The sequence below is a fragment of the Neoroseomonas oryzicola genome (assembly GCF_012163135.1).
In the GTDB taxonomy this organism is placed as follows: Bacteria; Pseudomonadota; Alphaproteobacteria; order Acetobacterales; family Acetobacteraceae; genus Neoroseomonas; species Neoroseomonas oryzicola.
In genome coordinates this window covers 510,046-533,691 of sequence record NZ_JAAVUP010000003.1, presented here as the reverse complement: position 1 = coordinate 533,691, position 23,646 = coordinate 510,046, and the positions used below count along the sequence as shown (strand labels likewise).

The window sequence follows — 23,646 nt, the reverse complement described above, 5'->3', positions numbered from 1 at the left end:
TCTTCTCCCCCCGCCTTGCGTCCTCCGCCCCCGGGCGCCATACCCCCCCGGTTTTCCAAGACCTGGGAGCGCCCGATGCGCGTGAAGGACGTGAAGAAGGTCGTGCTCGCCTATTCCGGCGGGCTCGACACCAGCGTGATCCTCAAGTGGCTGCAGACCGCCTACGGCGCGGAGGTGGTGACCTTCACGGCCGACCTCGGCCAGGGCGAGGAACTCGGCCCGGCGCGCGACAAGGCGCTGCTGCTCGGCATCAAGCCCGAGAACATCTTCATGGACGACCTGCGCGAGACCTTCGTGAAGGACTTCGTCTTCCCGATGTTCCGCGCCAATGCGCTGTACGAGGGGATGTACCTGCTGGGCACGTCCATCGCCCGCCCGCTGATCGCCCAGCGCCAGATCGAGATCGCCGAGCAGGTCGGCGCCGACGCCGTCGCCCACGGCGCGACCGGCAAGGGCAACGACCAGGTGCGCTTCGAGCTGTCGTATTACGCGCTGAAGCCGGACATCAAGATCATCGCCCCGTGGCGCGAATGGGACCTGACCAGCCGCACCCGGCTGATCCAGTTCGCCGAGGAGCACCAGATCCCGATCGCGAAGGACAAGCGCGGCGAGGCGCCGTTCAGCGTCGACGCGAACCTCCTGCACAGCAGCTCCGAGGGCAAGATCCTCGAGGAACCGTGGGACGCGCCGGACGAGATGGTCTGGCAGCGCACCATCTCCCCGATGGACGCGAAGGACTCGGTCACCGAGATCACCATCGAGTTCGAGCGCGGCGACGCCGTCGGCATCAACGGTGAGCGCCAGTCCCCGGCCACGCTGCTGACGAAGCTGAATGCGCTCGGCAAGGAGAACGGCATCGGCCGGCTCGACCTGGTCGAGAACCGCTTCGTCGGCATGAAGTCGCGCGGCTGCTACGAGACGCCGGGCGGCACGATCCTGTATGTCGCGCACCGCGCGATGGAGTCCATCACGCTCGACCGCGAGGCCGCGCACCTGAAGGACTCGCTGATGCCGCGCTATGCCGAGATCATCTACAACGGCTTCTGGTTCGCCCCCGAGCGCCGGATGCTGCAGGCGCTGATCGACGAGAGCCAGAAGAGCGTGACCGGCACGGTTCGGCTGAAGCTCTACAAGGGCAACACCATCGTGACGGGCCGGCAGTCGCCGAACAGCCTGTATTCGATGAAGCACGTCACCTTCGAGGACGACCAGGGCGCCTACGACCAGTTCGACGCCCAGGGCTTCATCAAGCTGAACGCGCTGCGCCTGCGCCTCGGCGCCATGGCGGGCCGCCGCGGCGGCGCGCTGTAAGGACGACGCCGGGCGGGACGGCGCAGGCCGTTCCGCCCGCGGATGCTGCGTGACCGTGCCGCCGGCGCGGCGATAGCCTGCAGCGCCGGGGACCGCCCGCACCGACGGGTGCCGAGGGGGCGCGCATGGCAGATGGTTCCGACAGGCCGGGGCAGCGCCGGGCGTGGCTGCGCAGGCGTCTGCTGGTGGTGCCGCTCGGCGCGGCCGGCGCGGTGCTGGCCTGCGCGCCGCCGCCCGGTTGGACCGGCATCAACGACGCCGATCCGGCGGACGGCCCGGGTCGCGGCCGCGGCAAGGCCGCGATCACCGGCATGACGGACAACGACCCATCGGACCAGCCGGGCAAGGGGCGCGGCCTGCCCTTCAGCGGCACGTCCGACCGCGACCCGGGCGACCCGCCGCAGCATGGGCGGACGCGCCGCGCGCCGCCCTATACCGCCGTCACGGACGCTGACACCTCGGACACGCCCGGCCATGGCGTGAGCCGGATGCCGGGCACGCCGCCCTATTCGGGGATCAGCGATGGCGATCCGGGCGATGCGCCGGGACGCGGGCGCGGGCGGCGGCGCTGAGCCGCGGCGTCACCCATCCAGGCGGATGCCGGTCTCCTGCACCAGCCGCCGCACCATCTCCCCGTCGCGGCGCAGCACCGCGGCGAAGGCCTCCGCGCTGCCCGTGATCGGGTCGTTGCCGCTGGCGGCCAGGCGTTCGCGCGTCGTCGGGTCATTCGTCGCATGCGCCGCCGCGGCCTCGAAGCGGGCGATCACCTCGCGCGGCGTCGCCGCCGGGACGAAGAGGCCGTTCCACGACGTCAGGTCGAAGCCGGGGAAGCCGCTCTCGGCGATGGTGGGCAGGTCGGCCATGGTGCCGCGCCGTTCGGCCGAGGTCAGCGCGATGCCGCGCGCCCGGTTGTCGAGCACCAGCGGCCGCAGGCTGTTCGCCGTGCTGATCACCGCGTCGATGTTGCCCCCCGCGAGGTCGCGCGCCGCATCCGCCCCACCGCGATAGGGCAGGTGCTCCAGCGTGATCCCCGCCCGGTGCGCCAGCAGCGCGCCCGCCAGGTGCCCCACCGTGCCGATGCCCGGCGAACCGTAGGGAATGCCCGAGCGCCGCTTCGCCTCGGCGATGACGCCGGCGAGGTCGGTGGCGGGGAAGTCGCGCTTGACCACCAGCACGTAGGGCGCGGCCACCACCTGAGCGACCGGGGCGAAGGCGGTGGCGTAGTCGAAGGGCAGGCCGCGCTGGATCAGCGGCTGCACCACGAAGCCGAAGCTGTCGAAATACAGCGTCGTGCCGTCGGGCGGCGATGCCGCGACCACGCCCGCGCCGATCGCGCCGCCGGCGCCGGGACGGTTCTCGACCACGATGGTGGTGCCGAGGAATTCCGCCATCTTCGGCTGCAGCAGGCGCATCACCGTGTCGGATTGCCCGCCCGGGGCGAAGGGCACGACGACGCGGACCGGCCGCGACTGGGCGGCGGCGAGGCGCGGCGCGGCGAGCAGCGCGGCCCCGCCGAGCAGGATATTGCGACGGATCATGGCGGTTCTCCCGAACGGCGGCGAGCATTTGCCAGCGGCACGGAAACGGTCAAGCGCGGCCGTTTGTCCCCGCGCCGATTCCGGCGCGGCGGAAGATGCCCTACTGTCCGCGCACCGCATGACGAGGAAAGCCATGACCGCCACGACGATCCGTTCGCTCACCCTCGGCGCGCTGGCGCTGGCGGGCGTCCTGGCCGCCGCGCCGGCCGTCGCGCAATCCGTCTGCCCGGGCCGCCTGTCCGCCAACGCCTTCGCGCCGGTGCCGCGCAACGCGGCGATCGCGGTGCCCGACCGCGCCGGCACCGACAACGAGCGGCGGCTGCGCGATTCGGTCCTCGCCGCGCTGCGCACGGCCGGGCGGCAGGTGAACGCCGATGCGCCCTACATCCTGTCCTGGCGCGGCGGCATCTCGCAGGAAGGCGGCACGCAGCTCGGCTTCGGCGATACGATGCAGGACCGCACCTTCCGCGACGGGGACGACATCTCCTGGGCGCAGAACGTGCCGCGCGCGGGCGGCCGGCAGATCCCGACGCTGCGCGTCAGCGGCGTGGTGGAGCTGCGGGAGAGGTCCTCGAACCGCGTGGTGTGGACCGCGGTGCTGTCCTGCGAGCGGCACGGGACCGACGACGCCGCGCTCTTTGCCCACCTGGCCAATGCGGTCGCCCCCTGGATCGGCCAGCCGCTGGCCGGCCGGCCGTTCTGAGGCGCGGTCGAGCGCTACCGCGCCGCCAACCGGGGCCAGTTCGCGTCGGCGCGCGCGACGCGGCCGGGGATGTCGCGTTCCCAGCGGCGCTTGATCGCCTGGTCGTAGTTCAGGAACAGCCGCCCATCGACGATCCGCCAGGCCTGGGGATCGATCGGGGCGGTGTAACCCTCGCTGACCGCGAAGGCGCAGAAGCCGCCATAGGCCGGGGCGTAGCGGTCCGGATCGGCGGCGAACAGGTCCCGATTCGCCGCCGAGGCGAAGCGCCAGGTCGCCCCGCGCCAGTCATGCGTGAAGGCCGGGCTGCCCGCGATGGCGCGCCTTTCGGTGAAATAGGCGACGACATCGGTGCCGCGCACCGCGACGCCGTCCTCGGCGTTCACGGCGGGGGCTGGCGCCTGCGCCATCAACCTGGTGCCGATCGGCACGGCAAGCGTGGCGCCAGGGACCATCCAGAGCATCGTGCGGCGGCTGAGGGCCATGTGGGATCTCCTTCGATCCCGGGTTTCGCCCCCCGCCCGGACACGGTTACGGCACCCCCATTGGCGCGATGCCCCCCGGGCATGATATGGTGACCTCGGAAGGTCGGCGGCGGACGGGCTCCCCGCCAACCCGGTCAGGTCCGGAAGGAAGCAGCCGTAACGGGTTCTCGCCCGGGTCGCTTGCCGGCCTTCCACCCTTCAGCCACCCCGGCCCGGAGCGGCCGCGCCGCCCCAGGGACAGAATGGCCTCCGATCTCCTTGGCTTCCCCGCATCGAGCGACAGCGACGCGGCAGCCGAGGAAGGCCTGCCGGAGCCCCCTGCCCCCGAAGGCCCGGGCCTGTTCGGCGACCCCGCCCCGGCCGCCGCCCCGCCACCCGCCCCCGCACCGAAGCCCGTCGCCGCAGCGGCCACCGGCCCCTATCGCGTGCTGGCGCGGAAATACCGCCCGACCAATTTCGACGACCTGATCGGCCAGGAAGCCCTGGTCCGCACCCTGCGCAACGCCTTCGCCCAGGGGCGCGTGCACCACGCCTTCCTGCTGACCGGCGTGCGCGGCGTGGGCAAGACCACCACCGCGCGCATCATCGCCCGCGCGCTGAACTGCATCGGCCCGGACGGCAAGGGCGGCCCGACCGCTGACCCCTGCGGCGTCTGCCCCGAATGCCAGGCGATCCTGAAGGACCGCCACCCCGACGTGGTCGAGATGGACGCCGCATCCAACCGCGGCATCGACGACGTGCGCGAACTGCGCGAAGCCCTGCGCTTCCGCCCCGCCCAGGGACGCCAGAAGGTGTTCATCCTGGACGAGGTCCACATGCTGACCGACCAGGCCTTCAACGCGCTGCTGAAGTCGCTCGAGGAACCGCCGCCGTCGGTCACCTTCATCCTGGCGACGACGGAACTGCGGAAGGTGCCGGTCACCATCCGCAGCCGCTGCCAGACCTTCTCCCTGCGCCGCGTGCCCGTCGACATGCTGCGCGACCATTTCGGCCGCATCGCCGAGAAGGAAGCCGTCGAGGCCGAGGGCGAGGCGCTCGGCATGGTCGCGCGCGCGGCGGACGGGTCGGTGCGCGACGGGCTCTCGCTGCTCGACCAGGCGATCGGGCTTGCCGGCGGCGGCAAGGTCACGGCCGAGGGCGTGCGCGACATGCTCGGCCTCGCCGACCGCTTCATGGTCTTCGACCTGATGGAAGCGGTGATGGCCGGCGACATCGCCACCGCCATCGGCATCCTCGACCGCACGCATGAGGTCGGCGCGGATCCGCTCGCGGTGCTGCAGGACCTCGCGGAACTCACGCATCTGCTGACGCGCTTCCGCGCCGCCCCGGCGCTGAAGGACGACCTTTCCCTGCCCGAGGCCGAGCGCACGCGCGGCTCGGCGCTCGCGATGCGGCTGTCGGTGCCGACGCTCGGCCGCGCCTGGCAGATGCTGCTCAAGGGCATCGCCGAGGTGCAGCAGGAAGGCGTGGACCGCCGGGCCGCGGCCGAGATGGTGCTGATCCGCCTCGCCCACGTCTCCGACCTGCCGACGCCGGGCGAGATCGTGAAGCGGCTGATGGCCGAAGGCGGCACCGACGCCGCGCCGCGGCCCAATCCCGGCGGCGGTGGCGGCGGCCCCGCGCTGCGTGCGATGGCCGGCGGCGGCGCCGTCGCGGCGGTCGCGCCCGTCGCCGAACCCGCCCTGCCGCAGCCGCGCGAATGGCGCGAAGTGGTCGCCCTCGCCTCCGGCGTGAAGCCGCTGCTCCACGCCCACCTGCTGCACGACGTGCACCCCATCCGCGTCGCCCCGGGCCGCGTCGAGATCCGCCCGCGCCCCTCGGCACCGCGAGACCTCGCCGCGCAGCTCACCGCGCTGCTCATCGAGCGCACCGGCGCGCGCTGGACCGTCGCCATCAGCAACGAGGGCGGCGAATCGACCCTCGCCGAGCAGGGCCGCAGCGCCGAGCACGACCGCCGCGCCGCCGCGCAGTCCCACCCCCTCGTGCAGGCCATCCTCGCGGCCTTCCCGGGTGCGACGATCGAAGCGGTCCGCGACGCAACCGCCGACGATTACGGCCTGCCGCTGACCCCCGCCGCCGCCACCGCCGAACCCGACGACGGCGACGACGGCCGCGACTTCGCCCCGCCCGAGGCGGAATCCGCCTGGGACCCCGACGACCCCCCTTCCGACGACTGATGACGAGGCTGACGACCCGATGAAGAATCTCGGCAACATGCTCAAGCAGGCGCAGCAGATGCAGTCGCGCATGCAGGAAATGCAGGCGAAGCTCGAAGCGACCGAGGTCGAGGGCTCCTCCGGCGGCGGCATGGTCAAGGTGCGCCTGACCGGCAAGGGCGACCTGCGCCGCGTCTCCATCGACCCCTCCCTGATGAATGCCGACGAACGCGAGGTGCTGGAAGACCTGCTGGTCGCCGCCCACGCCGACGCGAAGCAGAAGGTCGAAGCCACCATGGCAGAGGAGATGCAGAAGGCCACCGCCGGCCTCTCCCTGCCGCCCGGCATGAAGCTGCCGTTCTGATTTCCGCCGCGCGCAGGCAGCCCCCGCCTGCGCGCGGCGAGCGCGACCTGAACGCGCGACCGCGATGATCCCGAACGACCCCATCGAGCACCTGATCACGCTGCTGTCCCGCCTGCCCGGCCTCGGCCGGCGCAGCGCGCGCCGCGCCGTGCTGCGGATGCTGATGGACCCGGCCGAACGCATGCTGCCGCTCGCGGACGCGCTGACCGCCGCCGCCGAAGCCGTCCGCCCCTGCGAGACCTGCGGCAACCTCGACGCCCATTCCCCCTGCGCGATCTGCGCCGACCGCCACCGCGACCACAAACTCGTCTGCGTCGTCGAAGGCGTGGCGGACCTCTGGGCCCTCGAACGTGCGCACGCGCACCGCGGCACCTACCACGTGCTCGGCGGCCTGCTCTCGGCCCTCGGCGGCACCGGCCCCGACGACCTCTCCATCACCCCCCTGCTCCGCCGCATCGAAGCCGAACACGTCGAGGAAGTGATCCTCGCCCTGCCCGCCACCGTCGACGGCGCCACCACCGCCCACTACCTGACCGACCGCCTGAAACCGACCGGCACCACCGTCACCCGACTGGCCCAAGGCGTGCCCATCGGCGGCGCCCTCGACGTGCTCGACGACGGCACGCTGGCGGCAGCGTTCAAGGCACGGCGGCCGCTGTGATGGGGAAGGTTGTGCCGCAGGGGGGCGCCGCCCCCCTGCACCCCCTGCCAAGGGCCGAAAGGCCCTTGGAACCCGATACTTGGGCGGTTGGAGGGAGGGGCTCGGAGCGACCGCTTGGCCCGGCGGTGCCGCGGAGCCCCTCCCTCCAACCGCCCAATTCATGGTGTCCAGAGGCCCTTAGGCATTTGGCGGGTGGGTGCGGGAGGGCAGAGCCCTCCCGCGTCGCGCCATCCCCCATCCCGCGCCGCCTCGCCCTGATCGCCGCCGCCTGTGTCCTCGCCGCGCCTGCCGTGCGCGCGGCCGAGGTCGCGCGTTGGTTCACGACGAGTGACGGGGTGCGGTTGCGGTATCTGGAGGCCGGTTCGGGGCGGATGGTGGTGTTCGTGCCGGGGTGGTGCATGCCGGCGCGGATTTTCGAGCCGCAGATCGAGGTCTTGTCGCGGCGGTGGCGGGTGGTGTCGCTCGACCCGCGTGGCCAGGGGCAGAGCGAGGTGCCGCGCGGGGGGTATGAGCCGACGCGGCGGGGGCAGGATATCCGGGACCTGTTGGCGCATCTGGGCGGGGGGCGTGTCGTGCTCGCGGGCTGGTCGCTCGGAGTGCTGGATGCGCTGTCCTATGTGGATATGGCCGGGGATGGGCGGCTCGCGGGGCTGGTGCTGATCGACAATTCGGTGGGTGAGGGCACGCCGCCGCCGGCGCGGACGCGGCCCTCGACCTTCTTCGCCAACCTGCGCCAGCGCCGGGACCAGACGGTGCGGGGCTTCGTGCGGGGAATGTACAAGACGCCGCAGGACGAGGCGTATCTCGATGAGATCTCGCGCCAGGCGCAGCGCATGCCGGTGGAGGCTTCGATCCGGCTGCTGTCGTATCCCAGGCCGCGGGAGTTCTGGCGCGAAAGTCTCTATGCCGTGCGGCGGCCGGTCTATTACGCGGTGACGCCGCGGCTGCGGAACCAGGCGGAGCTGGTTGCGCAGCGGCATCCGCAGCCGACGGTCGAGGTCTTCGACGGCGCCGGCCATGCGCTGTTCGTGGACGAGGCGGCGCGCTTCAATGCGTCCATGGAAGATTTCCTCGCACGCAAGGCGGCCTGGGCCTGATGCAATCCTTGTTTCCGCTGTTCCTGATCGCCGGCGCGGCCGTCGGCGTGGAGATCGCGCTCACCCGCTTCTTCGCCGTCGCGAGCTGGTCCGAGTATGGCTACTGGGTCATCTCGATCGCGATGACGGGGTTCGCCGTCTCGGGCGTGGTGATGGTGTTGGGGCGGGAGGCCTTCCTGCGCCATGCGCGGTTGCTGCTGCCGGGATTGCCGGTGGCGATGCTGGCGGTGGGTGGGGCGGGCTGGATCGGCGCGACGCTGAACGGGTTCAATCCGCTCGAGCTGCAGAACCCGTCGACGGCCGAGGCGCAGCTGGTGAACATCGCGCTGTATTACGCGGCGTTGTTTCCGTTCTTCTTCCTCGCGGGCCTGGCCGTGTCGCTGAACTTCGTCGTGCATGCCGGCGAGGTCGGGCGGGTCTACGGCTATGACCTGCTCGGCGCGGGCACGGGGGCGGTGCTCGCGCTGGTGCTGATGTTCGTGCTGCATCCGTTTGCGCTGGTGCCGGCGCTGCTGCCGCTGCTGGCGGTGGCGGCGATGATCTCGGGCGGGACGCGCTGGCGCATCGCGGCGCTGGTGGTGCTGGCGGGGACCGAGGCGGCGGTGCTGGGTTTCGCCGCGCCGCGGGTGAACGAGTTCAAGCCGATCTACGCGCCGCTGAACGTGCCGGACAGCCGCGTGGTGGCGGAGGTGCTCTCGCCGCGCGGCGTCTACCAGCTGCTCGACAACTTCACCGAGCGGCTGGACGTGGATGTCTCGAACAACGCGGGCACGATGGGCGTGCCGGCGCCGCCGCGGTCCTTCGGGCTGTATCGCGATGGGTCACGCATCGCCGCGCTGCCGATGGGCGCGCCGGAGGCTGCGCACGCGTCGGCGGCGCTCGATGCCGCGCCCTATGCGCTGATCGAGGGGCCGCGCGTGCTGGTGCTCGGCGGCGCGGGCGGCTTCCGGGCGGCGGAGGTGCTGCAGCTTGGCGCCGCGCATGTCACGGTGATCGAGCCCGAGCCGCTGCTGCGCCAGGCGCTGACGCAGGGCCTCGGGCCGGTGCAGCCGCTCGCGGCCGATGCGCGCGTGACAGTCTCCGCGGCGCATCCGCTGACCGCGACGGGGCGCTATGACCTGGTGGATGTGGCGGGGGATTTTCTCGGTGCCGACGACCAGAACCGCAACGTCTACACGGCCGAGGCGCTGGCGGGCTTCCTCGCGCGGCTCGAGCCGGGCGGGATGATCTCGGTTCCCGTCGGCATCCGCGAATTGCCGGTCTATGCGGTGCGCGTGCTGTCGACGGCGCGCGAGGCGCTGCGGATCGCCGGCGTGGCGGAGCCCGCGCAGCATGTCGCGGTGATCCGCAGCGCGTGGAATTTGCGCGTGCTGATCGCGCGCGAGCCCTTCGACGCCGCGCGCGTCGAGCGCCTGTCCGCCTTCGCGGCGGAACGCTCCTTCGACCTCTCCTACGCACCGGGCCTGCCCACGGAAGGGCGGGAAGTCTGGAACGACCTGCCGCCGGTCTCGCTGGAATCGAACACGGTGGAGCAGGGCGGCGACGCGCAGGACGCCGTCGCGCGGGAAGCCGCGCTGGTCCTCGCCGGCACGCCGCCCGAGGATGCCTTCGACCGTTCCCCCGTCACCGCCGACCGGCCCTGGCTGTCGCCGCTGGTGCGGCTGCCCTCGCTCGGTGCGGCGCTGGCGCGGATCGAGATCCTGCCGCAGCAGGAAATCGGCCTGCTGGTGAATGTCGCGGTGCTGGCGCAGGCGATCATCCTCGCGCTGGTGGTCTCGCTCCTGCCGCTGCTCGCGCGCGGGGCGCTGCGGGTGCCGCTGCCGGTCCTCGGCCGCGCGCTGGTCTATTTCCCGGCGCTTGGCCTCGGGTTCCTGCTGATCGAGATCGCCTTCATCGAACACGCCGCGCTGCTGCTCGGCGATCGCACCTCGGGCTTCGCGCTGGTGCTGACGACGATGCTCGTCTTCTCGGGCATCGGGGCGATGTGGGCGGGGCGCGTCGCGGCGCATGGCCGGGCGCTGCGCATCGCAGTGCTGGTCTCGGTCGGCTGCGCGCTGCTGGCGCTGTTCGGGGTGCGCGGGGCGGTGCTGGCCGCGCTCGACTGGCCCTGGGCGGTCCGCGCGGCGCTGCTGGTGGTCGCGCTGGCGCCGATCTCCCTTGCGTTGGGCTTCCCCTTCCCGCTCGGTCTCGATCGCTTCCAGAAGGAGGGGGCCGGGCTGCTGCCCTGGGCCTGGGCGCTGAACGGGGCCTTCTCGGTGGTCGCGACGCCGCTCGCGAATCTGTTAGGTCACGGGGCGGGCCTGTCCTGGCTGTTGGCGGCGGCAATCGTTTGTTACCTTGGCGCTGGAATCGCCTGGCCCAAGGAACGCCCATGACGCTCTCCCGCCGTCCCCTGCTGCTTGGCGCGCTCGGCGCGCTGGCGGCACCGCCGATCGCGCGCGCGCAGGGGAGCACTGCCTGGACGCGCGAGGCCTACCTGGCCGCGATGCGCGCCTCGGGCCGCGAGACCACCATCTCCGAGCAGAACTTCGCCGCCATCCAGGCGCGCAAGCCGGCGGCGATGCGGCGGATCGAATCCTACCTCAAGGCCCGCTTCAACGGCGAAGCCGACCCCGCCGTGCTCCGCGCCTTCGAGACGCTGCCGCGCGAATACTTCCACTGGAACTACGAAGGCCGCGCCAACGGCGCCTCCAACGCCTATGAGGCCGATCCGAAGCCCTGGGGCCTCGGCTACGGCTCGGCGCTGTCGGACTATCTCGGCCAGGCCTACATGACCCAGGCCTGCGCGCCGAAGCCCGAGCATGTGGTGCTCGAGATCGGCACCGGGTCGGGCTACCAGTCGGCGCTGCTGTCGCGCATCGTCGCGAAGCAGTACTCGATCGAGATCATCAACCCGCTCGGCAGCGCCGTGCAGCGGATCTTCGCCCCCCTCGGCTACAGCAATGTCGAGACGCGCGTCGGCGACGGCTTCTTCGGCTGGCCCGAGGTGCAGGGCGGCTTCGACACCATCATCGTGACCTGCGCCGCGCAATACGTGCCGCCGGCGCTGATCCAGCAGCTCAAGCCCGGCGGGCGGCTCGTGATCCCGATCGGGCAGCCGTTCAGGCGGGGGCAGTTCCTCTACATCTACACGAAGGACGAGGACGGGCGCGTGCGCAGCCGCAAGGATGTCGGCGTCTACTTCATCCCGATGACGGGCGCGATGATGAACCGGCCGCGGCCGGCGGGGGCGCCGAACCCCGAGCCCGCGGCACCCGCGGCACCCGCCTCGACGGATTGAGGCGGAACCGGAGGGGCGCCGCCCCTCCGGACCACCCCGCCAGAGGCCGAAAGGCCTCTGGACACCGTCACCTGGTGCCGGACTCCAACGGGGTCACCGCGGCGTCACCATCGTCGGCATCGCGGTCGGGCCGGCGCTCGGCGTCGTCGCCGGCGCCAGCGTGCCGTCCGGCCGGCGCTCCGGCGCCGGATACTGGCGCGGGTAGGTGATGGCCTCCTGCGGGCCCGGCGCGCGCACCGGGCCGACCTTGCCGCAGGCCGCCGCCAGCAGCACCAGGCCCAGCACGGCGAGCGCGGCGCGGCTCATGCGAGCTTCGCCTTCCACTCCGCCGCCATGGCCGCGACATTGGCCGGCGCCGTCCCGCCATAGGAGGTGCGCGACCGCACCGAGGCCGCGACCGACAGCACGTCGTAGACGCCTTCGTGGATGCGCGGCTCGGCCTCGCGCATCTCCTCGATGGTGAGGCCCGCGAGGTCGACGCCGAGGCCCTCGGCCTTCGCCACCAGCGCGCCGGTGACGTGGTGCGCATCGCGGAAGGGCATCTTCAGTTCGCGCACCAGCCAGTCGGCAAGGTCGGTCGCCGTCGAGAAGCCCGCGCCCGCTGCGGCGGCGAGCCGCCCGACATCCGGCTTCAGGTCGCGCACCATGCCGGCGACGGCGGCGAGCACCAGCGTCATGGTCTCGGCGGCGTCGAAGACGCCTTCCTTGTCCTCCTGCATGTCCTTGAAATAGGTCAGCGCCAGGCCCTTCATCACCGTCAGCAGCCCGACCAGCGCGCCGACCACGCGCCCGGTCTTGCCACGCACCAGCTCCGCCGCGTCCGGGTTGCGCTTCTGCGGCATGATCGAACTGCCGGTGGTGAAGGAATCCGACAGCTTCACGAACCCGAAATAGGGGTTCGTCCAGATCACGATCTCCTCGGCCAGGCGCGAGAGGTGCGTCGCGCACATCGAGCAGGCAAAGAGGAACTCGGCCGCGAAATCGCGCGACGCCACGGAATCGAGGCTGTTGCGCGTCGGCCCGTCGAAGCCGAGCGCCTTGGCCGTCATGTGCCGGTCGATCGGGAAGCCCGTGCCGGCCAGGGCGGCCGCGCCCAGCGGGCATTCGTTCATGCGCGCGCGGCAATCGCGCAGCCGCGACAGGTCGCGCGAGAGCATCTCGACATAGGCGAGGAAGTGATGGCCCAGCGTGACCGGCTGGGCCGGCTGCAGATGGGTGAAGCCCGGCATCACCGTGCCGGCATGTTCCTCGGCCCGCGCGACGAGGGCGCGCATCACGTCCTCGATCTGCCCCGACAGCCCGTCGATCGCGTCCCGCACCCACAGCCGCACGTCGAGCGCGACCTGGTCGTTGCGTGACCGCCCGGTGTGCAGGCGCTTGCCGGCGTCGCCGATCACCGCGGACAGCCGGGCCTCCACGTTCATGTGGATGTCCTCGAGCGCCTCGTCGAAGGGGAAGTCGCCCTTCTCGATCCGGGCGGCGATGTCGGTCAGCCCCCGGCGGATCGCCTCCTCGTCATCGGCGGAGATGATCCCCACATGCTTCAGCATCGCGGCATGGGCGAGCGAGCCGCGGATGTCCTGGCGCCACATCTTGCGGTCGAAGCCGATCGAGGCATTGATCGCTTCCATGATGGCGGAGGGGCCTTCCGCGAAGCGTCCGCCCCATTGCCGATTGGCGTTGCTGCTCACGTGCTTGTGCTCACCTTGGGGGGGTGTCTTTCGTGCTGGTTCCGACGCGCCGTTCCGTCCTCATGGCCGCCCCGGCGCTGGCGGCGGCGACCCTGATACAGGCGGGGCTTCCGGCCCGTCCAGCCATGGCCGCCCCCCACGGCATGAACCGGTTGCGGGAGAACGAGGCGGCGCTACCCGACCTCGCCTTCACCGACGCCGAGGGCCGGTCCAAGACCATGGCGGATTTCGCCGGACGAGGGGTGGTCATCAACCTCTGGGCGACCTGGTGCCCGCCCTGCGTGGCGGAGATGCCGGCGCTCGACCGCCTGGCCGCCGCCCTGGCGCGGGAAAACATCGATATCCTGCCGCTCTCCTCGGATCGCGGCGGGGCGCCGGTGGTGCAGGCCTTCTACGAACGGACTCAGGTCAGGAACCTGGGCGTCTGGCTGGACCCCCGCGGGGCGGCGGCGCGGGCCCTCGGCGCGCGGGGACTTCCCACGACCGTGATCGTGGACCGCGGCGGGCGGGAACGCGCGCGGCTCGAGGGCGACGCGGCCTGGGACGCGCCGGAGTTCCTCGCGCTCATCCGGCGGCTGACGGCGCGCGGGCCGGCCGAACCGCTGCGCGGGGCCTGAGGCAACCCGCCGCCTCGCGGGGCGTTGAACGGGCGGCGCACCCCCGCGCCGGATGGCCGGCGACGCGAAACACGTTGACAGAAGCCTGCTGGTCGCGAAATCGGGGCCGACCAGGATGACCAGCGCGCCCCCGACCCCTCCCTTGCCCGTGCGCCGGCGCCTCGTGCTGCACGTCCCGGGCTACGAGCCTCTCGACGCCGCCGCCCAGGCGCGACGGCTGGCGCGCACCGTCGGGCGTACCGCCACCTGCTGGGGCCTGCGGGGCGTGACCGGGCCCGCCACCGCCTCGGCGGACGGGGTGGTGCTCGCCTTCCCCGCCCGTCTCGTCGGGCCGGACTGGGAGACCGAGGCCGAGATCCGCATCCTCGACTGGCATGACCTCATCGCGCGGGACCTCGCCGTGCCGTTGCCCGCGCGGATCGGCGGCGGGCTGATCGCGCTCTGGGCGCTGCTGCTGGACGGGACGCTGGGGCGCTACGGCCGGGCGCATTGGCGCTACCTGATGTTCGTCGCCCTGCCGGTGGCGATGTTGCTCGGCGCGGTACTGGGGGGCGTCCTCGCGGCCGCGCTGGTCGGCGGCTGGGTGGGGCTCGCGGCCGGCGCCTCCGTGGCGGCGGGGCTGGTGCTTCTGGCGAACCGGCGGGCCCATCTGGGGCACCTGCTGGCCGACTGGGTCTTCGCCCGCGACCTCGCGCGCGGGACGCGCCCGGACATCGCCGCGCGCATCGGCCGCTTCGCCGCCGAGATCACCGCCGCCCGCCACCGCCGCGACGCCGAGGAGGTGGTCCTCAGCGGCCACAGCCTGGGGATGGTGCTGCTGGCCGAGGCGCTGGCGGCCTCGCTCGCGGCGGAACCGGCCCCGCCGCGCCCGGCGCCGCGGCTCGCCCTCGTCGGGCTCGGGTCCTCGCTGCTCAAGATCGCCCTGATGCCCGAGGCGACGGGCCTGCGCGCGGCGGTCGCGCGCATCGCCGCCGCGCCGGGGCTCGCCTGGCTCGAATACACCTCGCGGCGGGACCTGGTGTCCTTCCACCGCGCCGATCCGGTGGCCGTGCTGGGCCTTGCCGGGCGCGGGCCGCACATGGAACGCATCCATCCGCGCGCCATGCTCGACGCGCCGGCCTGGCGCCGCGTGCGGCGATCCATGCTGCGCGCCCACCGCATCTACGTGACGGGAAACATGCGTCGGTATTTCTACGACTGGGGAATGATCGCCTGCGGGCCGGGCGCGGTCGGACGCGACGCGGCGCCGGACCGGCTGCTCGGCGCCGATGGCGCGCTGGCCACCGCGACGGCCGGGGCGGCAGCCGCGTGACGCCGCTGATCGCGAAGCTGCTGCACGGCCTGTGCATGGTCGCCTGGTGGGTGATCCGCCGGCCCTTCGAGCGCAAGACGAAGCGCAACGTCATCACCCATGACGCGATGGACGTGCAGGAGAAGCTGTTGCTCGCGGTCTCCTTCACCGGGCTCGGCGTCATCCCGTTCATCTATATCGTCAGCGGCTTCCCGCGGTCGCTGAACCAGGATTTCTCGCCGCTCCGCGCGGTGCTCGGCCTGATGCTGTTCGTCGCGTCGCTCGGCCTGTTCTACGCGACGCACAAGGCGCTGGGCCGCAACTGGTCGGTCACGCTGAAGGTGCGGGAGGAGCACGCGCTTGTCACCGCCGGCGTCTACCGCTTCGTGCGCCACCCCATGTACACGGCCTTCTGGATGTGGGCGATCGCGCAGGCGCTGACGTTGCAGAACTGGGTCGCGGGCTTCGCCGGGATCGTGGGCTTCGGCACGCTGTATCTGTTCCGCGTCGGGCGGGAGGAAGCGCTGATGCGCGCGACCTTCGGCGCCGACTGGGACGCCTATGCCGCGCGGACGCCCCGCGTGATGCCCTTCGCGCGGCGGGGCTCGAAATGAGGGAAAGCCGGATGCGGGGGATCGGGCCTCAGGGCCGGCTGTTGCCGCGGCGTGGCATGCTGTCGGGCCTGGCCGGGCTCGCCATCGGCGGCTGCGCCCTGGGCGACGAGGACGACCCCCTGCCGGGACCGCCGCTCGGCCGCGTGCTGCTGCTGCGCGGCCTCGCCAACGTCTTCTCCACCGGGATGGACGAACTCGAGGAACGGCTGCGCGCGGCGGGCTACGACGCCACGGTGCACAACCACCTCGACTGGCGGGACGAGGCGGAGGAGACGCTGGCGCGCGCCCGCGCCGGGCAGGTGCCGCGCCCCTTCGCGGTGATCGGCCATTCGCTCGGCGCCGATGACGGCATCCGCCTCGCCGCGCGGGTCGGCCAGGCGGCGCAGATCGCCGACCTGCTCGTCACCTTCGACCCGGTGCTGGTCGGCACCGTGCCGCCGGGGCCCGCCTTCGTGCGCAACTACTACCAGACCACCGGCGTCTGGGGCCGCGGCCTGACCGCCGAACCCGGCTTCACCGGGGTGCTCGAAAACCGGGCAGTGTCGGGCGACAACCACTTCACCATCGACAAGGACCCGGAACTGCACCGCCAGGTCTTCGCGCTGCTCGAACAGCAGCGCACCCGCCTCGGCCTGCCGGCCCCGCGACAGCGGCGCCCGGCAACCTGATCCCGCGGGCGACGGACGCCCGCCTGCGGCGCGCCCGGCGTCCGAAGGCGCGATTGCCGCCACGATCCCGCCATCGCACCCAGGCAACCAGACGGCCCGTTCCGCTTTACGATTCGCATGACCGCCCCGTCCCCCATCCTGCCCCGGCGCGCCGCGCTGGCGGGCCTCCTGCTCCTCGGCGCCTGCGGGCCGACGCGGCTCGCCCCGCTCGCCGGGCCGCCGAAGGGGCGCGTCATCCTGGTGCGCGGCCTGGCCAACATGTTCTCGACCGGGCTCAACGTCATGACGGCCGAACTGCGCCAGGCCGACTACGACGCCAGCGTCCACAACCACGTCGAGGGCCGCCGCCTGGTCGAGGAGACCGTCGCCGCGGTCAACGCCGGCACCCTGCCGCGCCCGCTGGTGCTGATCGGCCATTCCTTCGGCGCCGATGAAGTGCTGCGGATGGGCGGGATGCTCGGCGCAGGGAACGTGCCCGTCGACCTCGTCATCACCTTCGATCCCACCGTGGTCGGCACCGCGCCGCGCGGGCCGAAGCGCGTGGTGAACTTCTACCAGGAACGCGACCCGCTGAGCCGCAAGGTCGAACCCGCCGCCGGCTTCGACGGCACCATCGAGAACCGGCTGGTCGAGGGCGAATCGCACCTCTCGATCGAGAAGGCGCGCTACCTGCACGCCGAGGTGCTGGCGATGATCGAGGGCATCCGCCCCGCCCCCGCCGCGCCCCCGGCCGTCACGCCGCTCATCACGGCACCACCGCCGCCGGCGCGGGCGGCGCGCCTGCCCGTGCCGCCGCGCCCGCCCGCCAGCCGCGTCAGGGCAGGCTAGACAGCCGCTGCGTCAGCATCGCCCGCCAGGGCGCATCCGCCGGCGTATCGGCCAACAGCGCCTGCCAGGCCGTCCGCGCGGCCTCCGGACGGCCGGCCTGCAGTTCCGCCAGCCCGAACAGGAACCGCAGCCGCGGGTCGTTCGGCGCCTCGCGCAGCCCGCGCTCGATCCAGGGCATCGCCGCGGCCGGGGCGTTGCGCTCGATCTCGGTCTCCGCGACCTCTCCCGCGAGGCCGGGGTCGAAGCGCGCCTCCAGCGCCGTGCGCCAGGCGGCGATCGCCGCCTCCGGCCGGCCTCGCGCCCGCTCCGCATTGCCCAGCAGCACATAGCCCTGCCAGGCCTGCTCGCTGCGCGGGTCGAGCGCGGCCAGCCTCTCCCGCAGCGTCGCGAGCAGCCTCTCGTCGCGCTCCTGCACCTCGGCGCGCATGGCATAGGTCGCCGAGGGCAGCCCCGGCGTGCCGCGCAGCAGATACAGCCCGACGCCCGCCGCCACGATCAGCGGCAGCAGCACCAGCGCGGCCATCGCCCCGCGCCCCGCCTGCGCCTCGCCCTCGGTCTGCTCGGCCGCCGCGATCAGCCGGCGCTGCACCTCGAGCGTCGCGGCCCGGTGGCCGGCCTCGTCCAGCCGCCCGACCTCCCTCTCGCGGTCGAGCTCGGCCAGCTGCGCGCGATACAGCGCCATGTCGGCCTCCCGCCGGCCGCGCGCGGCGCGCGGGCGCAGCAGCGCGGCGGCCAGCGGCATCAAGGCCGCGAGCGCGAGCAGGACCAGCGGTAGCCAGATGATGAAATCTTCCATGAGCCTCAGGCGCCGCCGCCATCCAGTTCCGCGAGACGCCGCCGCTCCGCCTCGGTCAGCGGCGGCGGCTCCACCGCACCCGCCCGCCGCCGGCGCGTCAGGATCACCGCCAGCCCACCCCCGAAGGCGATCACCGGCATCGCCCACAACAACGCCGTCACCGGATTGAAGGGCGGACGCAACAACACGAAGTCGCCATAGCGGTCATGGACGAAACGCATCACCGCCGCATCGTCGTCCCCCGCCTGCACCCTCTCCCGCACGATGCGCCGCAGGTCGCGCGCCAGGTCCGCATCGCTGTCCTCGATCGACTGGTTCTGACAGACCATGCACCGCAACTCGCGCCCGATCTGCTCGGCCCGGGACTCCAGCCCCGGATCCGCCAGGCGATCCTCCGGCCGGCCCACCGCGCCAAAGGCCGGACCGGCCAGGGCCACCAGCAGCGGGAGGCACCCGAGGATGCGGCGGAGCGGGGAGGGCCCTGCCCTCCCCGGAACCCCACCCGCCAAAGGCCTAAGGGCCTTTGGAAACCGATACATGGGTTGTCGGAGGAAGGGGCGCGGAGCAACCGAAGGGCCCGGCGCGCGCGCCATGCCCCTCCCTCCGACAGCCCATCTCATGGTGTCCAGAGGCCTTTCGGCCTCTGGTGGGGGGAGGTCCGGAGGGGGGCAAAGCCCCTCTCCGGCACCCGTCGCCATCCTCACGCGTATCTCCGCAGCAGTGGCCGCAGGTCCTTGTCCAGGACGTCGGGCGTGATCGGGCCGGCGAAGCGCCAGCGGATCAGGCCTTGGCGGTCGATCAGGTAGGTTTCGGGCACGCCGTAGAGGCCCCAGTCGATGGCGACGCGGCCGGGTTCGTCGGTGCCGAGTTTGCGGAACGGGTTGCCGTGGCGTTGCAGGAAGGCCTGCGCGTCGGCAGGCCGGTCCTTGTAGTTGATGCCGAGGATCGTCACGCCGTCGCGGGTGAGGCGCATCAGCTGCGGGTGTTCGACGACGCAGGGCACGCACCAGGACGCCCAGAAGTTCACCAGGATCGGCGCCGACAGGGGCGGGCGCAGGTCGGCCACGGTGACCGGCGGCAGCGTGCCGAGCGGCGGCAGGGTGAAGTCCGGCGGTTGGCGGCCGAGCAGGGCGGAGGGCACGCCGCGCGGATCGTATTCGCCGGTCTGCAGGCCGCGCAGCATGACCCAGAAGCCGGCCCCGGCCGCGGCGGCGAGGCCGAGCGGCGCGTAGAGCATCCAGCGGCGGCTGCGCGCGGGCGGCGGGGTGGCGGGCGTCTCGCTCATGCCGGGACCGTGGCGGCCTTGGGCGCGGGGGCCGCGACGCGCATGCGGCGGTCGGAGAGCGAGAGCATACCCCCGAAGGCCATGGCGAGCCCGCCGAACCAGATCCAGGGCGCGAAGGGGTTGTGGTGCAGGCGGAGCACCGCGGCGGTGCCGCGTTCCTCGCCGAGCACGGCATAGAGGTCGCGCAGCGCGTTGGTGTGGATGGCGGCCTCGGCCGTCGTCTGGTTGTCGACGATGAAGGTGCGGCGCTCGGGGGTCAGCACCGTCACGACCTTGCCGTCCTGCAACACCGTCACGGTGACGCGGCGCGCGCGGTAGTTCGCGCCGGTGACGTCGGAAAGCCCGTCCATGCGCCATTCATAGCCGGCGAGGCGCGTGCTCTGGCCGGGCTCGAGCTGCACCAGCGTGTCGGTCGCGACACCCATGCCGGCGACGCCGGCGATGCTGATGCCGACCGCGCCATGCGCGATGGCCGCACCCCAGGCTGCGCGCGGCAGGGCGAGCGCGCGCCGCCAGGCCTGGGCGGGCCGGCGGAACAGGCCGGTGCGGTCGGCGATGTCCGCCGCCGCGCCGATCACCAGCCAGGCGGCGAGCGTCATGCCCAGCACCGGCCACACCGGATACCCCGCGACGACGAGTGCCACGAAGCCGATCGCCAGGGCGGCGACCGCGGCCCACCACAACCGCTGCAGCGCCGCCCAGAGATCCGCGCGCTTCCACGGCAGCATCGCCCCGATGGGCATCGCGATCACCAGCGGGATCGCGAGCGGCGCCGTCGCCGTGTTGAAGAAGGGCGGCCCGACCGAGATCTTCGCCCCGGTCAGGATGTCCGCGAACATCGGCCACAGCGTGCCGGCCAGCACCACCGCCGCGATCGAGCAGAGCAGCAGGTTGTTCAGCACCAGCGCGCCCTCGCGCGAGATCGGCGCGAAGATGCCGGTGGGCGACAGCCGCGGCGCGCGCCAGGCGAACAGCGCGAAGGCACCGGCGACGTAGACCATCAGCAGCACGAGGATGAAGATGCCGCGCGACGGGTCGTTCGCGAAGGCATGCACGGAATTCAGCACGCCCGAGCGCACCAGGAAGGTGCCGAGCAGGCTCATCGCGAAGGCGAGGATCGCGAGCAGCACCGACCATACCTTCAGCGTGTCGCGCTTCTCCACCACGATCGCGGAATGCAGCAGCGCCGTGCCGGCGAGCCAGGGCAGCAGCGAGGCGTTCTCCACCGGGTCCCAGAACCAGTAGCCGCCCCAGCCGAGCTCGTAATAGGCCCACCAGGATCCCATGGTGATGCCGACCGTCAGGAAGCACCACGCACCCAGCGCCCAGGGCCGCACCCAGCGCCCCCAGGCCGCATCCACGCGCCCTTCGAGCAGTGCCGCCAGCGCAAACGCGAAGGTCACGGCATAGCCGACATAGCCGAAGTAGAGCGTCGGCGGATGCATCGCGAGACCCGGATCCTGCAGCACCGGATTGAGCCCGCGCCCGTCCATCGGCGGCGGCCAGACGCGCGTGAACGGGTTCGAGGTGAACAGGATGAACAGCAGGAAGCCGACCGCCACCCAGCCCAGCACGCCGATCACCCGCGCCTTCAGCGCCGTCGGCAGATGGCGCCCGAAGGCCGCCACCGCAGCCCCGCAGATCGACAGGATCAGCACCCACAGCACCATGGACCCCTCATGGTTCCCCCAGGTGCCGGAGAACTTGTAGATCAGCGGCTTCGCCGAATGGCTGTTGGCGACGACATTCGACACCGTCGTGTCATTCACCAGATACGCCCAGGCCAGGCAGCCGAACGCCGTCCCGATCGCCACCAGCTGCCCGAAGGCCAAGGGCCCCGCCGTCCCCATCAACCGCGCATCGCGCCGCTCGGCCCCCACGACCGGCAGCACCGACTGCACCACCGCCAGCACACAGGCCAGCGCCAGCGCGAAATGACCGAGCTCGGGGATCATGCGGGGGTGCTCCGGAGGGCGGCGGTGGCACGGGGGGCCAGCCCCCCGAACCCCCTGCCGGGAGGCGAAAGCCTCCCGGACCCTCGATTCCGATGGGCTGGGGGGCGGGAGGGGCCGAAGGGCGCGCGTATCGCCACAGGAGCGACATGCCCCTCCCACCCCCCAGCCCATTCAGGGAGGGGCCCGGGGAGCCTGTCGGCTCCCCGGCGGGGGTCCAGGGGGCAGAGCCCCCTGGTGCGACGACCGCCCACCGGCGTCACCCGCATCATCCCCCGCTCCGGCCTTCGGGCTGGCGTGGGGCGGTGTTCCAGGATGCCGCGGGTGGGGCGGCGCCTTGGGCGGGGTTCCAGTGTCCGGCGCGGCGCAGGGCGTCGGCGACTTCCGGGGGCATGTAGGTTTCGTCGTGGCGGGCGAGGACTTCGCTCGCGCGGAAGGTCCCGTCGGGCTGGAGCTTGCCGAGGGTGACGACGCCCTGGCCTTCGCGGAACAGGTCGGGAAGGACGCCGGAATAGGTCACGGTGATGGCGCTGGGGCCGTCGGTGACGCGAAAGGTGGCGGCGGGGCGTCCGTCGGTGCCGGTGTGGCGTTCGACGCTGCCGGCCTCGACCAGGCCGCCGAGGCGGAAGGCGCGTTCGCCGGGCGGCCGCTGGGCCAGCACGTCGGAGGGCGAGAGGAAGAAGACCAGGTTGTCCTGGAATGCCGTCAGCGTCAGCGCGGTGGCGGTGCCGAGGCCGAGGCCTGCGAGGAGCAGGATCATCAGCCGGCGCTTCTTGCGGGTCATGGGGTCTTATGCCTCGAAGGCCTGGACGCCCTGCGTCGACGCAGCGCAGGTCATGGGCGGTCCCCTCGCGGGTCAAGTTCCGCGAGCAGCCGCTTCGCGGCGCGGTGGCGCGCCGCGGCGCCGATCGCGAGACCGCCGAAGACCGCGAGGGTGAGCGCGTAGGAGATCGCGACGTGCCACCAGTGCAGGGTCATGCAGCGGCCCCTTCCTCGCGCCGCGCGCGGGCGAGCTGCAGGGCGCGGACGCGGCGTTCCATCACCGCCGCGCGGGTTCGGGCGAGCACCACGGCGGCAAACAGCAGCGTGAAGCCGAGCGCGCAGACCAGCAGCGGATAGAGGATGTCGACATGCATCCCCGGCGCGTTGAGCCGCGTGACCGAGGCCGGCTGGTGCAGCGTGTTCCACCAGTCGACCGAGAACTTCACGATCGGCACGTTCACGAAGCCGACCAGGGCGAGGATGGCGCCGGCCCGCGCGCCGCGTTCGGGGTCGTCGAAGGACCGCACGAGCGAGGCGTGGCCGAGCCAGAGGAAGAACAGCACCAGGACCGAGGTCAGGCGCGCGTCCCACACCCACCAGGTGCCCCACATCGGCTTGCCCCACAGGCTGCCGGTGGCCAGGCACAGCGCCGTGACGGCGGCGCCGACCGGGGAGAGTTCGCGTGCGGTGAGGTCCGCCAGCGGATGCCGCCAGATCAGCGACATGACGGACAGGACGGCGAGGCCGGTGTACCCGCCCATGGCCAGCCAGGCCATCGGGACGTGGACGTACATGATGCGGACCGTCTCGCCCTGCTGCCAGTCGGCCGGGGAAAGCACGAGCCCCCAGACCAGCCCGACGCCGAGGACCAGCAGGGCGGCGGCCCAGAGGATGGGCATGAGCCGCCCCGTCGCCCGCAGGAAGCGGCCGGGGTTGGCAAAACGATGGAGGCTCCGCCCCCCGGGGTTCGGCCGGTCGGCGGTGGCTCCGGTGCCGGCGGTCAGGCGTCCATCCACGACCCACCAATTAAGGGAAAGGCGCGGGTTATTGAAGCCATGCGCGGGCAGCGTTACGTCGGCGGGGGATCGCGATGCCCCCCTGCCGGGGCCGCAGGGGGTGGGAATGCTGTTTGCCGTGACCATCGAGGACAAGCCGGGCATGGGTGCGACGCGCCGCGCCGTGCGGGCGGCGCATATCGAATGGCTCGAGAAACACCGGGAGATGCTGGTCCTCGCCGGGCCGATCATGGACGGGGAGGGGAACTCCATCGGATCCGTCCGGGTGATCGAGGCGCCGGACCGCGCCGCGGTCGAGGCCCTGACCGAGGGTGACCCCTTCGCCAAGGCGGGCTGCTTCGGCCGCGTATCGATCAACCCCTACCGGATCGTCTTCAAGGACGGGGCCAAGGCGGAGTGACCGCCGCCACCGCCACCCACGGGCGGCCTGCCGAAGGCAGGCCGGGAGCGCACAGCGCGACCGCGCCCAGACCGGCCATGGTCGCCGACACGACATCACAGGGCGCGAAGGCAAGGCGGCCGGATGGCCGCCGC

Annotated in this window: 26 protein-coding genes and 1 other RNA gene; 16 read left to right on the top strand and 11 right to left on the bottom strand. The window is 72.6% G+C overall.

Annotated features, from left to right (window positions below):
- Positions 1-75 precede the first annotated feature (75 nt).
- Together GWK15_RS14080 and GWK15_RS14075 are read left to right on the top strand one after the other, a co-directional pair.
- Positions 76-1,311, top strand: a complete 1,236-nt coding sequence (locus GWK15_RS14080) for an argininosuccinate synthase (protein WP_168041956.1) — start codon at positions 76-78, stop codon at positions 1,309-1,311.
- Between the two features lie 125 nt (positions 1,312-1,436).
- Complete coding sequence (locus tag GWK15_RS14075; RefSeq protein ID WP_168041955.1) at positions 1,437-1,883, top strand: hypothetical protein; 447 nt, start codon at positions 1,437-1,439, stop codon at positions 1,881-1,883.
- Positions 1,884-1,892: 9 nt separating this feature from the next.
- On the opposite strand, the gene GWK15_RS14070 is transcribed toward GWK15_RS14075, so the two are convergent.
- Positions 1,893-2,849 (bottom strand): Bug family tripartite tricarboxylate transporter substrate binding protein, encoded by a 957-nt coding sequence (locus tag GWK15_RS14070; RefSeq protein ID WP_168041954.1) that lies wholly within the window; start codon positions 2,847-2,849, stop codon positions 1,893-1,895.
- A 133-nt stretch (positions 2,850-2,982) separates the two neighbouring features.
- Here GWK15_RS14070 and GWK15_RS14065 point away from each other — a divergent pair, with 133 nt between their 5' ends.
- Positions 2,983-3,552: a hypothetical protein gene (locus GWK15_RS14065; protein WP_168041953.1), complete on the top strand. Its 570-nt coding sequence runs from the start codon at positions 2,983-2,985 to the stop codon at positions 3,550-3,552.
- Positions 3,553-3,566: 14 nt separating this feature from the next.
- Here GWK15_RS14065 and GWK15_RS14060 read toward each other — a convergent pair whose 3' ends face one another.
- The gene (locus GWK15_RS14060; RefSeq protein ID WP_168041952.1) at positions 3,567-4,034 is read right to left on the bottom strand and encodes a YHS domain-containing (seleno)protein; all 468 of its coding nucleotides are present in this window, start codon (positions 4,032-4,034) and stop codon (positions 3,567-3,569) included.
- A gap of 100 nt (positions 4,035-4,134) precedes the next feature.
- On the opposite strand from GWK15_RS14060, the gene ffs reads away from it, so the two are divergent.
- The 7 genes from ffs to GWK15_RS14025 all read left to right on the top strand — a co-directional run bounded on the left by ffs (position 4,135) and on the right by GWK15_RS14025 (position 11,592).
- An RNA gene (gene ffs, locus GWK15_RS14055) (signal recognition particle sRNA small type) lies at positions 4,135-4,227 on the top strand.
- 49 nt (positions 4,228-4,276) lie between these two features.
- Complete coding sequence (locus GWK15_RS14050) at positions 4,277-6,211, top strand: DNA polymerase III subunit gamma/tau (RefSeq protein ID WP_168041951.1); 1,935 nt, start codon at positions 4,277-4,279, stop codon at positions 6,209-6,211.
- 19 nt (positions 6,212-6,230) lie between these two features.
- Complete coding sequence (locus tag GWK15_RS14045) at positions 6,231-6,554, top strand: YbaB/EbfC family nucleoid-associated protein (protein ID WP_168041950.1); 324 nt, start codon at positions 6,231-6,233, stop codon at positions 6,552-6,554.
- A gap of 64 nt (positions 6,555-6,618) precedes the next feature.
- Positions 6,619-7,215 (top strand): recombination mediator RecR, encoded by a 597-nt coding sequence (gene recR, locus GWK15_RS14040; protein ID WP_168041949.1) that lies wholly within the window; start codon positions 6,619-6,621, stop codon positions 7,213-7,215.
- Positions 7,215-8,312, top strand: coding sequence for an alpha/beta fold hydrolase (locus GWK15_RS14035; RefSeq protein WP_338147253.1), 1,098 nt, complete (start codon positions 7,215-7,217; stop codon positions 8,310-8,312). The genes recR and GWK15_RS14035 overlap by 1 nt, the downstream gene beginning before the upstream one ends.
- Entirely contained in the window at positions 8,312-10,687 is a 2,376-nt protein-coding gene (locus GWK15_RS14030) for a hypothetical protein (protein ID WP_168041947.1), read from the top strand. Before GWK15_RS14035 ends, GWK15_RS14030 begins: the two co-directional genes overlap by 1 nt.
- A complete protein-coding gene (locus tag GWK15_RS14025; RefSeq protein WP_168041946.1) occupies positions 10,684-11,592 on the top strand; it encodes a protein-L-isoaspartate O-methyltransferase family protein in 909 nt (302 codons plus the stop codon). The genes GWK15_RS14030 and GWK15_RS14025 overlap by 4 nt, the downstream gene beginning before the upstream one ends.
- Before the next feature lie 93 nt (positions 11,593-11,685).
- On the opposite strand, the gene GWK15_RS14020 is transcribed toward GWK15_RS14025, so the two are convergent.
- Together GWK15_RS14020 and argH are read right to left on the bottom strand one after the other, a co-directional pair.
- Positions 11,686-11,898: a hypothetical protein gene (locus GWK15_RS14020; RefSeq protein ID WP_168041488.1), complete on the bottom strand. Its 213-nt coding sequence runs from the start codon at positions 11,896-11,898 to the stop codon at positions 11,686-11,688.
- The gene (gene argH / locus GWK15_RS14015; protein WP_168041945.1) at positions 11,895-13,283 is read right to left on the bottom strand and encodes an argininosuccinate lyase; all 1,389 of its coding nucleotides are present in this window, start codon (positions 13,281-13,283) and stop codon (positions 11,895-11,897) included. Before argH ends, GWK15_RS14020 begins: the two co-directional genes overlap by 4 nt.
- Positions 13,284-13,408: 125 nt before the next feature.
- On the opposite strand from argH, the gene GWK15_RS14010 reads away from it, so the two are divergent.
- From GWK15_RS14010 to GWK15_RS13990, 5 genes are all read left to right on the top strand, one after another.
- Positions 13,409-13,900, top strand: coding sequence for a TlpA family protein disulfide reductase (locus GWK15_RS14010; protein WP_245211631.1), 492 nt, complete (start codon positions 13,409-13,411; stop codon positions 13,898-13,900).
- Positions 13,901-14,048: 148 nt separating this feature from the next.
- Complete coding sequence (locus GWK15_RS14005) at positions 14,049-15,212, top strand: hypothetical protein (protein ID WP_168041944.1); 1,164 nt, start codon at positions 14,049-14,051, stop codon at positions 15,210-15,212.
- A complete protein-coding gene (locus GWK15_RS14000; RefSeq protein WP_168041943.1) occupies positions 15,209-15,805 on the top strand; it encodes a protein-S-isoprenylcysteine O-methyltransferase in 597 nt (198 codons plus the stop codon). The genes GWK15_RS14005 and GWK15_RS14000 overlap by 4 nt, the downstream gene beginning before the upstream one ends.
- An 11-nt stretch (positions 15,806-15,816) precedes the next feature.
- Entirely contained in the window at positions 15,817-16,473 is a 657-nt protein-coding gene (locus GWK15_RS13995; protein WP_168041942.1) for a hypothetical protein, read from the top strand.
- Between the two features lie 117 nt (positions 16,474-16,590).
- Complete coding sequence (locus GWK15_RS13990) at positions 16,591-17,301, top strand: lipase family protein (RefSeq protein ID WP_168041941.1); 711 nt, start codon at positions 16,591-16,593, stop codon at positions 17,299-17,301.
- On the opposite strand, the gene ccmI is transcribed toward GWK15_RS13990, so the two are convergent.
- The 7 genes from ccmI to GWK15_RS13955 all read right to left on the bottom strand — a co-directional run bounded on the left by ccmI (position 17,288) and on the right by GWK15_RS13955 (position 23,100).
- On the bottom strand, positions 17,288-18,097 hold the full coding sequence (gene ccmI, locus GWK15_RS13985) for a c-type cytochrome biogenesis protein CcmI (RefSeq protein ID WP_168041940.1): 810 nt from the start codon (positions 18,095-18,097) through the stop codon (positions 17,288-17,290). The two genes, GWK15_RS13990 and ccmI, sit on opposite strands and share 14 nt — an antisense overlap.
- A gap of 5 nt (positions 18,098-18,102) precedes the next feature.
- Positions 18,103-18,534 carry a cytochrome c-type biogenesis protein gene (locus tag GWK15_RS13980; RefSeq protein WP_338147252.1) on the bottom strand — a complete coding sequence of 144 codons (432 nt, stop codon included), beginning with the start codon at positions 18,532-18,534 and terminating at the stop codon, positions 18,103-18,105.
- 263 nt (positions 18,535-18,797) lie between these two features.
- Positions 18,798-19,382 (bottom strand): DsbE family thiol:disulfide interchange protein, encoded by a 585-nt coding sequence (locus GWK15_RS13975; protein WP_168041939.1) that lies wholly within the window; start codon positions 19,380-19,382, stop codon positions 18,798-18,800.
- A complete protein-coding gene (locus tag GWK15_RS13970) occupies positions 19,379-21,337 on the bottom strand; it encodes a heme lyase CcmF/NrfE family subunit (RefSeq protein WP_168041938.1) in 1,959 nt (652 codons plus the stop codon). Before GWK15_RS13970 ends, GWK15_RS13975 begins: the two co-directional genes overlap by 4 nt.
- A 265-nt stretch (positions 21,338-21,602) precedes the next feature.
- Positions 21,603-22,118, bottom strand: coding sequence for a cytochrome c maturation protein CcmE (gene ccmE / locus GWK15_RS13965; RefSeq protein WP_168041937.1), 516 nt, complete (start codon positions 22,116-22,118; stop codon positions 21,603-21,605).
- A 50-nt stretch (positions 22,119-22,168) separates the two neighbouring features.
- Complete coding sequence (gene ccmD / locus GWK15_RS13960; RefSeq protein ID WP_168041936.1) at positions 22,169-22,312, bottom strand: heme exporter protein CcmD; 144 nt, start codon at positions 22,310-22,312, stop codon at positions 22,169-22,171.
- Positions 22,309-23,100, bottom strand: a complete 792-nt coding sequence (locus GWK15_RS13955) for a heme ABC transporter permease (RefSeq protein ID WP_245211668.1) — start codon at positions 23,098-23,100, stop codon at positions 22,309-22,311. The genes ccmD and GWK15_RS13955 overlap by 4 nt, the downstream gene beginning before the upstream one ends.
- 130 nt (positions 23,101-23,230) lie before the next feature.
- Here GWK15_RS13955 and GWK15_RS13950 point away from each other — a divergent pair, with 130 nt between their 5' ends.
- On the top strand, positions 23,231-23,512 hold the full coding sequence (locus tag GWK15_RS13950) for a YciI family protein (RefSeq protein ID WP_338147251.1): 282 nt from the start codon (positions 23,231-23,233) through the stop codon (positions 23,510-23,512).
- The last annotated feature ends 134 nt before the right edge of the window (positions 23,513-23,646 follow it).